The sequence below is a fragment of the Salegentibacter sp. 24 genome (assembly GCF_004362395.1).
Taxonomy (GTDB): domain Bacteria; phylum Bacteroidota; class Bacteroidia; order Flavobacteriales; family Flavobacteriaceae; genus Salegentibacter.
Genome location: NZ_SNWE01000001.1, coordinates 295,922 through 306,987 on the forward strand (window position 1 = coordinate 295,922; position 11,066 = coordinate 306,987).

General features: G+C 37.5%; 5 protein-coding genes and 1 pseudogene. 5 read left to right on the forward strand and 1 reads right to left on the reverse strand.

Translation table 11 applies throughout. The features are described 5' to 3' along the window. The first annotated feature begins 379 nt into the window (after positions 1-379). Both DET49_RS01345 and DET49_RS01350 read left to right on the forward strand, forming a co-directional pair. Positions 380-3,469, forward strand: coding sequence for a SusC/RagA family TonB-linked outer membrane protein (locus DET49_RS01345; RefSeq protein WP_133546350.1), 3,090 nt, complete (start codon positions 380-382; stop codon positions 3,467-3,469). A gap of 11 nt (positions 3,470-3,480) precedes the next feature. Next, complete coding sequence (locus DET49_RS01350) at positions 3,481-5,181, forward strand: SusD/RagB family nutrient-binding outer membrane lipoprotein (protein ID WP_133546351.1); 1,701 nt, start codon at positions 3,481-3,483, stop codon at positions 5,179-5,181. Between the two features lie 50 nt (positions 5,182-5,231). On the opposite strand, the gene DET49_RS01355 is transcribed toward DET49_RS01350, so the two are convergent. After that, positions 5,232-6,701, reverse strand: coding sequence for an SLC13 family permease (locus DET49_RS01355; RefSeq protein ID WP_133546352.1), 1,470 nt, complete (start codon positions 6,699-6,701; stop codon positions 5,232-5,234). 338 nt (positions 6,702-7,039) lie between these two features. Between DET49_RS01355 and DET49_RS01360 the strand changes: the two are divergent. The 3 genes and pseudogenes from DET49_RS01360 to DET49_RS01370 all read left to right on the forward strand — a co-directional run. After that, a pseudogene (locus tag DET49_RS01360) lies at positions 7,040-7,750 on the forward strand (GLPGLI family protein); the annotation flags it as partial. A 52-nt stretch (positions 7,751-7,802) separates the two neighbouring features. Then, positions 7,803-10,400 carry a carboxypeptidase-like regulatory domain-containing protein gene (locus tag DET49_RS01365; RefSeq protein WP_243729487.1) on the forward strand — a complete coding sequence of 866 codons (2,598 nt, stop codon included), beginning with the start codon at positions 7,803-7,805 and terminating at the stop codon, positions 10,398-10,400. Positions 10,401-10,493: 93 nt separating this feature from the next. Then, positions 10,494-10,946, forward strand: a complete 453-nt coding sequence (locus DET49_RS01370) for an SRPBCC domain-containing protein (protein ID WP_133546355.1) — start codon at positions 10,494-10,496, stop codon at positions 10,944-10,946. Positions 10,947-11,066 lie beyond the last annotated feature (120 nt).

Below are 11,066 nucleotides of genomic sequence, written 5' to 3' on the forward strand. Positions count from 1 at the left end.
GCTATCCATTTTTTTCTCTCATGACTTCACCTTAGATTTTCAATTACCATTAGATACTGTGGAATTTTTCATTTAGTGCGGGGTGAGCCGTCCCGAATGCCCTGTATTTGTTAATATAAAATTTAATACTCCTAATGTTTTCATAAACACGGAACCCATTAATTTAAATTTATAATAATAATTAAGTAAAAAAATTACTTAAGTTAATTTACTTCTTATTATTTTAGCTTAAATTAATGTTTTTAAGTTAGTTATTTAGCTATTTGGGAATGGCTTCTGTAGATTAATTCTGAAATAGTTAACAAGTTTCTAACATTTCGATGATTTTTTAATTAAAAAGCGCTGTATGGCGTGAAATTCTAACCAAAACTAATTACACATGGGTAAAAAATTATTATTCCTGCTTGGATTAATGTTTTTTTCATTTAATCAAAACTTAATTGCGCAGGATCAAACAGTAACGGGAACAGTAACAGATTCTGAAAATGGAATGCCTTTACCAGGAGTTACTGTATTAGAAAAAGGAACCAATAACGGGACTTCCACAGATTTTGATGGGAATTATTCTTTGTCAGTATCAGAGGATGCTATTCTTGTTTTCTCTATGGTAGGTTTTATGACCAAGGAAGAGCCTGTAGATGGACGAACTAACTTAAATTTGCAGCTTTCACCAGATACCGAGGCCTTGGACGAAGTAGTGGTGACTTCTTTGGGGTTAACCCGTGAGAAAAAATCTCTGGGTTACGCAGTAACTCAACTGGACTCGGAAGAGGTAAACACCGTAAAAGATTATAATGTTGCTAATTCTCTGGTTGGTAAAGTTGCCGGTCTGGTTGTTAATCAATCCAGCGGAGTTGGATCAGGTTCGCGTATTACTATTCGGGGTAATAATACTTTGACGGGTAATAACCAGGCTCTAATAGTAGTAGACGGTATTCCAATTGATGCATCAGGCAATGAATCTGGTGGGAGTATTTACAATAGTACTGTAACTGGTGGAGGAATTACGGATATAAATCCAGCCGATATTGAGTCAATTTCTGTTCTTAAAGGACCTAACGCGGCCGCACTTTATGGTTCTCGTGCAGCAAGTGGTGTAATCCTAATTACAACCAAAAAAGGAACGCGAGGAGCAGGCCTTGGTATTTCGTTAAATTCCAATATCTCTATCGAGGAAACTATGTTTTTACCAGAACTTCAAAACCAATATGGACAGGGAACTAATGGAGCTGTATATGCAGATTTAGAAAATTTTGGATCTGGATCATGGGGACCTCAATTTGATGGATCTCAACAGCTTTATTATACGGGAGAAGAACGCGCCTATGTGGCACAACCAGATAATGTTGAGAATTTTTTTGAAAACGGTGTGAAAAGTATCAACTCCATCGCTATGGATCAGGGGGGCGAAAATTATTCTGTGAGATTCTCTTACACTAATAACCAAACCACTTCGGTAATTCCCAATTCTGAACTTCATAGTCATAATTTTAATCTTAGAGGAGTAATCGACTTATCTGATAAATTGACCCTGGATTCTAAAGCTACTTATTTTACTCAAGAGCTGGAAAACAGAGTAAATGTGGGTACCGAAGGTGTCCTCGCCTATGTGTATTCAATGCCCAGAAATACTGTAATCGAAGACCTTAAAAGGTTTAAACCTTCACTTTGGCCTAATCCGGAAATGTTTCCAGATGAGTACGGGGCAATAAGTTATGCAGGTCAAAACAAAAGCATAGGTAATCCCTATTGGATGTTAAGTCAGGATACAAATGACGAGCGTAGGGATCGATTTTTTGGTTTCTCAAAACTTAATTATGAGTTTAACGATTGGCTTTCTGCATTTATTAGAATAGGCGGAGATGTTACCAATGTGAGGGCTGAATTTATCCAGGACTATGGGCATCATTTTTTCTATGATGGACGTTTAAATTTTTCAACCACTAAAAATGTAGAACTCAATAGTGACTTTTTATTTACTGCTGATAAGGATATTACTGAGAAATTAAATCTCGTTGCTAATGTTGGAGGTAGTTTATCCAAACGAACATTTGAAGGAATGAGTGTAAGCGGAAGTCAATTCAGGTTACCTTCGAGGGCATTTTTAAATAACACAAATGTACAAACCAGCACGCATACTCCCTTGGGAATGAAAAAGATCAACTCCTTATATGGAGCATTTAGCTTCTCTTATGATGATTTTATGTATCTGGATATAACTGGTAGGAATGATTGGTCTTCTACCCTTAGTGAAGATAATCGGTCGTTCTTCTATCCTTCGGTAAGTTATTCGTTATTAATTAACCGTTTTATAGATCCCGATAAGAACATTTTCGATATGCTTAAGCTAAGAGCAAGTTGGGCGGAAGTTGGTAATGATACAGACGTTTATCAGTTATATCAAACCTTTAGTGTACCTCAACAAGGTTATTTAGGCTTAACAGTTTTAGAAGGACCTAGTGTAAAGTTAAATCCTGATTTAAAACCAGAAAGTGTAAGATCAACCGAATTCGGAGTTGAATTTAATATGTTCAAAAATAGATTATATGGAAATTTCTCAATTTATGAAATTGTGACAAAAGATATGATCTTTAATGTTCCTGTTCCTTTTGCAACCGGATATAGTTTCTTTAAAGAAAATGTAGGGGAAGTGAAGAATAACGGATTTGAAATTATGATTGGTGGTGTACCAATCCGAAATGAAAACTTTAGATGGGATGTATCGGCTAACCTGTCAAGGAATAACAATGAATTAGTAGAATTAATTGACGGTTTAGATTATACAACTTTAAACACTTTGGGTAATCTCTCTATTCGCGCTGAAGTAGGTGGAGGAATAGGTGATATTTATGGTACCACCTGGAAAACAAATGAGAGTGGAGAATTACTGGTAAACGCTGAAGGTTTTCCAGTTGCCTCAAACGAAAGGGTTAAATTAGGAAATGCTCAACCTGATTTTATTGGAGGTTTAAGCAACAATTTCAGCTACAAGAACTGGAATTTTAGGTTTCTGATAGATGGTAGATTTGGCGGAGAGATTTATTCTGCGACCTCTTCTTATTTAGATGCGGCTGGTGTTTCGGAAAGGAGTCTGCAGTACCGAGAAGATGGTATAGTGGTAGACGCTATAAATGAAGGAACAGGCGAGCAAAATGATATTTTAATTACAGCTCAGCAGTATTGGAATAATTACTCAAATATCACCTCCAACTACGTTTATGATCAAACTAATGTAAGATTAAGAGAGTTTTCTTTAACTTATGGGTTACCAGGAGAGGCTATTGATAAAATAGGTTTTACCTCAGCTTCTATAGGTTTAATTGGTAGAAATCTTTTCTTTATTTATAAAGCAGCTGAAGATATAGATCCTGATACTTCTATTGGAACAGGGCTTTCAGGACAAGGAATTTCTCTAAACAATGCACCCACTATTCGTAGTCTGGGTTTAAATATTAATATTAAATTTTAATCAAAATAGTTATGAAAGGAATTTTAAAGACAATTAGCACAAGCTTGTTGTTGGTCTTTTTACTTAGCGGATGTTCGGATTTCGAGGAGATCAATACCAGGCCAGATGCGTTTGTATCTGATGAGGTTAGTGCAAAATACTTTCTTACAGGTATTCAAATAGAACTCTATGCTCCCAATCGTTTTCCTTATTGGAGAGCCCAGTTAATTCATGCTGATAGGTATGCAGGACAATTTACTTTCGGATATAATGGATGTTGGTGGACTGGGTCGCTTGGTTATGATTATAACGCGGCATATACCGACGCGGCATACGACTGGATGGCTGGTTATGTTAGTCATTTGAGTGTTTTTCAAAATTTTGTTGGTGAAGGTGGAGATTTAGAAAATCAAAATTTCTATGCAATTGGATTGATTATGAAAGGGCTCTACTATCAAATGTACACAGATACCTTTGGAATGGTACCTTACACAGAAGCCCTGGATCCGGATATAATTACACCTAAGTTAGATGAACAATCTGTAATTTACCAAGGTGTGATATCAGAATTAGATGAAGCAATGAGCATTATTGGAGATCAAACGGTAACAGGATCTGGAATTGAACTACTTGCAGAAAATGATTTGTTTTTCAATGGGGATCTTCAACAATGGAAAAAGTTAGCAAATACCTTAAAATTGCGAATGGCTCTTAGAGCTCAGGGAGCTTCAGGAGCAGATTTTGCCGAGACAGCTATTTCTGAAGCACTCCAGGCACCTTTGTTAAACACTGCTATGGATAACGCGCTGATGGAAAAAGATACTGAAATAGATCAGTTTGGAAATGCGGCCTATGGGGATGTATGGCATAATTTTGCGGGGATAGGGTCTCACTGGAATGTGGGGAAAACACTGATAGATTATCTAAGAGACAATAATGACCCAAGATTATCACACTATGCAGAACCTATTATTGGGGGGGACTTCACCTTTACAAGGCCGGCGGAAGGCGCTGGTGCTTCCCTGTTTGATAAACACGTAGACTTTATATTAGCTGAACTTGATAATGCAGGTGTGCCTTACACGCAAAATGGATCGGGTGATGAGTTTACTATTAGTGTACCTCAGGACCAGGATTATTATGTTGGGCAACCATCGAGATTAAATCCTGAAATTTACCCACATGTGAAAAATGATTTGTTCTCCGAGCCGGCAGATTGGATTATTAATCCAAAAAACGAAGGGCTTGAAATATTTCCTGAAATTGTTTTTACTGCGGCAGAAGGAAACTTTCTTCAGGCAGAAGCTATTGTAAAAGGTCTTAGCTCTGGTGATGCTCAAACATTTTATCAAGAAGGTATAAGACAGGCTATGAAGATATGGAGAGTAGAGGAAAGTGAAATTGAGGAATTTATTGCTAACGAAGAAATGGCACAATTAACAGGAACGGTAGAGGAGATGTTAGAGAAAATTGCGATTCAAAGATGGATCGCTGCCTATACAGATGGTTTTGAGGCCTGGGCGATTGTAAGAGATACCGGTTATCCATCCGAATTAGCCAATGGGGTATCCGATTATGATATCTATGCAGCGGGAACACTAAATGGTGAATATCCTCAAAGAATGAGGTATGGAAATCAGGAATATAATACCAACGGCGCCAACGTTGAAGAAGCGATTCAACAACAGGGCCCCGATGAACAAGGCACTGAACTATGGTGGGCGCCGAATTAGCTTGAGTCATGCTTATTTAAAAAGAAAGAGGGGTATTTACTCCTCTTTTTTCATTTAAATACCCTGGGTATTTCATTCACCTTAAACTCCCAAATTGCCGGTAAGAAAAAGTAGACCAGTATACTTATTATTAGAATAGAGAAAAGGTTCATCCATAAGCCCGTTTTTATCATATCCGGAATTTTTAGATAACCTGAGCCAAAAACTACTGCGTTTGGGGGAGTGGCAACCGGTAACATAAAGGCGCAGGACGCTGCCAGTGTTGCGCTTATTAAGAACAGATAGGGATGCAGGCCCATAGCTAAGGCCATTGGTGCTAAAATCGGTAGAAGCATTGCTGTTGTTGCAAGGTTGGAAGTTACCTCCGTAAGAAAATTAACTGCTGCGACGAGAATTAAAATTAAAAGAAATAACGGTAGTGCCTGTAAGTAGGTGAGTTGCTCACCTATCCAAACGGCTAAACCTGTTTGGCTAAAACCTTTTGCCAGAGCCATTCCACCACCAAAGAGTAAAATTATTCCCCAAGGAATTTTAACCGCTTCTTCCCAGTTCAATAAAGGTTCTGTTTTTTTTCCAGAAGGCACGATAAATAGGGCAATAGCCGCAATAATTGCAATAATGGTATCATCTACAAAAGGAAAAAAGGGTTGGATTAGAAAAGACCTGCTTATCCAGAAAAATGCAGTTGTACTAAAGATCACAAGTACTCTTTTTTCCTGTTTGCTTATTTTACCTAGAGAATGTAATAATTTTGAAATTTCCGCTTTTCCTCCGGGGAATTCCGCATTTTCAAATTTAAAAGCGAAACTAGTGAGATATTTCCAGCAGATTAAAAGCAGGGAAATTGATATAGGGACACCTAAAATCGCCCACTTTAGAAAACTGATTTCTATTTGATATAATTCTTCTACAATTCCGGCGAAGACCAGGTTTGGTGGTGTTCCAATTAAAGTCCCGATTCCGCCAATAGAGGCGCTGTAAGCGATAGCCAGCATTAAAGCCTTCCCAAAAACGGTAGTCTCGTTTTCATCACTAAAAGGATTGTTTTTTAACTGACTTATAATAGCGGTACCGATGGGTAACATCATTACCGCTGTTGCTGTGTTGGAGATCCACATGGAAAGAAATGCGGTGGCTACCATAAAGCCAAGGATAATGAATTTTATTTGGCTTCCTATTAAATGAATGATATTTAAGGCAATGCGTCGATGTAAATTCCATTTTTCAATGGCAACTGCCAGTAAAAATCCTCCTAAATACAAAAACACATATTTGTGCCCAAAAGCGGCAGTAGTGGTTTCAATATCCAGGGCCCCTGTTAACGGAAACAGCACTATAGGCAGCAAGGCGGTCACCGATATGGGTATGACCTCGGTAACCCACCAAAGCGCCATCCAGAGTGTGATAGCAAGAACATCGAAAGCAGGCCTCGGCATAGATCCGGGTTCCCCTATTACTTGCAGGATGAAAAATACTAAAGGGCCGGCTATTAAAATTAAAGCTCTGGTGGTTTGGTTCATTTGCTGGATTATCGAGTGGTCCTAATATATTAAATTTAAAAGCGTCAAAGTTTTAATTAAATAAATGAAATTTTGGGATAAGCTTGAAGTATAGTTGAACTACTTATTTTATAGTTGAGCTACTATTTTTTTAGTTAAAAATTTTGTGAATTCAATTATATTGGACATCTTGAACCATAATTCTACTAATTCGGTAGAAAACATAAAAAATTCCAAGTATGCAAAGCTTTTTTTTGATTATTCTTAGTTTGATGTTTTCCAATGTTATCGGTCAAAAACCTTTGGAAGATCAAATAAAATATAAAGCCACCTAAGAGTTAGTCTATGCCCCCGATTCTACTAAAATTGAAGATGTAAAATCGGAAAAATTTATTTTATATATGGGTGATCAGCTTTCTATTTTTGCCAGTCAAGGTCGAACCCTGAGGGATTCTTTAAAGATAACTGCAAGAGATCGAAATATTGATTTTAAAGAACATGCCAGAAGAACCAAGACCGATTTTGGTGAGGTGATTTATAAAGGTTTTCCGGAAAATAATATTTCATATTCTTATGAAATTATCAGGGATAAATTACGATATGAAGAAGATCTTAACCAATTTGCGTGGAAGATTTTGCCTGAAAGTAAAACCATCCAGGGCTATAAAGCTCAAAAAGCCAGCACCAGTTTTGCAGGGAGAAACTATCTAGCCTGGTTTACTTCGGAAATACCTATTGATGATGGGCCCTATAAATTTAATGGCTTACCAGGTCTTATTCTCGAGATCAGCGATACCGAAAATCATTATAATTACAAGTTGCAGAGTTTCGAAAAGCTGGAAGATTCGCCTACAGTAAGAATTAAAGCTTCTAATTTTTTAAAAAGTGATAAAAAAGAAGTTTTAGAACGTATAATGGAATATAAATTAAATCCTTTTGCTGTTTTAGAGCGAAATAATACTCCGGAAAAGACTATAAAAATAGGATTCAAAGAGGGACAAAAGGAAAAGCTTTTGCGGGAAACCAGAGAAAAACTAAAAAAGCAGAACAACCCCATAGAACTGGAATAATTTGAACCAAATTAAATTCTGTAATCTTTTTTTATTCCTAATGTGTTCTTTGTTGGGTTATTCACAATCCACGATTTCAGGAGAAATCCTCGATGAAAAAGGCGAAAATTTAAGCGGCGCCACGGTAATAGTGAGTAAAGACACGACCGGCACTATTTTAGCCTACGGCATCAGTAACGGTAAAGGTGAATTTAAGGTGAATCTTAAGCTTGAAATAGATTCACTTTTTCTGAAGGTCTCTTACATAGGCTACAGTACCTGGGAACAGAAAATCCAGAATACAGATCAGCAACTGGAGATTGCGCTTTCTCCATCTTCTGAAGCTTTAAAAGAGGTTTTGGTAGAAACCAAAATTATCGATCAGCAAGGAGATACCATAAGTTATTCGGTTGCAGCCTTTAAAGATCAAAAAGACCGCGTCATTGCCGATGTACTCAAAAAAATGCCCGGCATAGAAATCCTGCCCGGAGGCCAGATAGAATACCAGGGTCAACCAATTCAGAAATATTATATTGAAGGTCTGGATTTGCTTGAAGGTCGCTACAGTCTGGCCAACAACAATATTTCGGCAGACGATGTTTCAAAAGTCCAGATCCTGGAAAACCATCAACCGGTAAAACTGCTGGATAGCCTTGAATTTTCTGAAAGGGCATCGCTAAATATTAAACTTAAAAAGGATGTTACTGTTAGCGGTAGCGCCGAACTTGGCACCGGGTTTTCTCCTTTACTTTGGAAGGCCAAGGTTACTCCTATGATTTTTACTAAAAAAAATCAGGCCATTGTAACTTACCAGGCCAATAATACCGGTAGGGAGGTCTCTCGGGAAATCAGGGATTTTTCGATTTCCGATTTTGGCCGGGAAGAATTCAACAGTAGTAAATCTGATTGGCTTTCTATTGGTCAACTGGCAAGACCGCCTTTTGCGCAGGAACGTTGGCTCGATAATAATGTGCATCTGGGCTCGGCCAATTACCTCATTCGTCTTGAAAAGGAGGTAGACCTAAAAACAAATATTTCTTATTTAAACGATGCCCAGCATCAAATTGGCAAATCGCAAACCCGGTTTTTCACCCCCACTGATACTATTGAACTCGTGGAAAATACCCATAACGATTTATTCATAAATACGCTGCAAACTAATTTTATTTTTGAGAAAAATACCGATGATAATTATTTAAAGAATGAATTAGAGATCTCTGGATTTTGGGATTCACAACGGGGAAATATCGATACTGGTAATTCCCGAATTCACCAGCGGCTTTCCAATCCATTTTCGGTGATCCGAAATAAGTTGCGGTTGCTAAAACCGGTAGGGAAGCAATTAGTGACTTTTAGATCAAATACCGGTTATACCGAAGCCAACCAAAACCTCCAAGTACAACCCGGTCAGTATGAAGCATTACTGAATAACGGAATTAATTATGCTGAAATGGAACAAGCTGTCAAGGCCACCACTTTTTTCAGCGATAATACCGCCGGTTTTACCAAGAAAATAAAGGCCATTACGATTTCTCCAGAAGTTGGAGTTTCCGTCAAAAACCAGTCACTAGGAAGTCGCCTAAGGATTTTCGATCAAAATGAGACGCAAATTTTAGATGGGGACTTTCAGAATAACCTGGATTTTTTAACTTCCCGATTTTACACCACCAGCCGCTTTGTGTATGAAAATAATTATTGGAACATTAGGTTGACCACCCCCTTGAATCTTCGAAGTTTTACTATTGAAGATACTTCCTTAAACAAGAGCCAAAGTCTTGACAGGTTAACGTTTGAGCCCAGTTTTTATATAAAGAATAAATTTTCAGCATTTTGGGAAACCAGTATTTCAGCTAATTTCAGTAACAATTTTGGAGATCTGGACCAGGTTTATTTCGGTTTTATCCTAAATAATTATCGAAACCTGCAGCGCTATAATTCCCCCCTGCCAGAAATTTTCAATCAGAATTATTCCTGGCAACTTCGGTTTAGGAATCCCTTAAAATCGCTTTTTGCCAATCTCTCTTATTCCTTTGGGAAAACCAAACGAAATTTGATCTATAGTAATCGAATAGGAGAAAACGCAGCTACAATTTTTGAAGCCTTGGAAAAGGAAAATTATACGGATGCTCACCGGTTAGGAATAAAAGCAAGCAAATATTTCAGTAAGCTGAATACCACGCTTAGCTTGGGAAGTAGTTTTATAATATCCAACCGTGAGCAATTGCTAAACGATAACCTGGTCGATGTGGAGAACCAAAACCTGGCTTTTAAGTTCGATTTAGAATCAGAAGTGACCCATTGGCTAAGTGCAAGTTATAGCGGGAATTTAAGTTTTTTAAAAACTAGTTTAGAGGCCCGGGAATTTAATGAAATAAGAACACAGCAACATGAACTTGACCTCTTTTTTTATCTGGCAGACAATCAATATTTCAGTGTAGATTCTGAATATTACTTTAATAACATTTCTAAAGCAAATAGAAATAACTATTTCCTTAATGTAAATTACCAATATACTTTTAAAGACTCGGGAATAGACCTGAAAGCCAGTTGGAACAATGTGTTGAACACTGATGAGTTTGTAAGGGTTTTCAATACCGATTTTTCTTATGTGCAAAGCACCTATCGGCTAAGGCCTTCACAGGTGCTGGTGAGTATGAAGTTTAGTTTTTAATCACAGTTTATCCTATGTAGGGAATCTTTATTATTTCTTAATTTAAAGAGAGGTAATGAGATTTTCGTTTTATATTTAGGTAAATTTCGAACTATGCGAATGCTGGAAATAAAGACCGCCTTACAAATTGCAAAACCCAAAGCAGACATTTTTCAGGCGATAATAGATCCTGAGAAAATGAAACATTATTTTATTTCGGAAAGTTCCGGAATGATGGAGGAAGGGAAATCAATTAGCTGGAAATTTCTCGAATTTGAAGAATTCGTACCGGTAAAAGTTTTAAAAATAATCCCAGGTGAACAGGTCATCTTTGAATGGGAGGGTGCTAAAGGGAAAAACCTTAAGGTAGTAATCGATCTTACCGAAATTTCAAAAGATAATACCTTAGTGAAAATTACTGAAGGAAAAATGAAAGCCGATCAAATCGGGATTCAATGGCTTAGTGGTAATACTGAAGGTTGGGCCAATTTCCTTGCTTGTTTAAAAGCTTACTTGGAATACGGTATTAACCTAAGAAAAGGAGCTTTCGATTTTATGAAAACATAGCAAAACAAAGGTCCTTATAGCTATCGGGAGTGTAATCTGAACTCTGTCCTTTGCTTCACTCCTTCGGGGGTACCCCCGAAGGAGTGGTTGCCAAATCGAGCCTAATGCGGTCTTCAAATC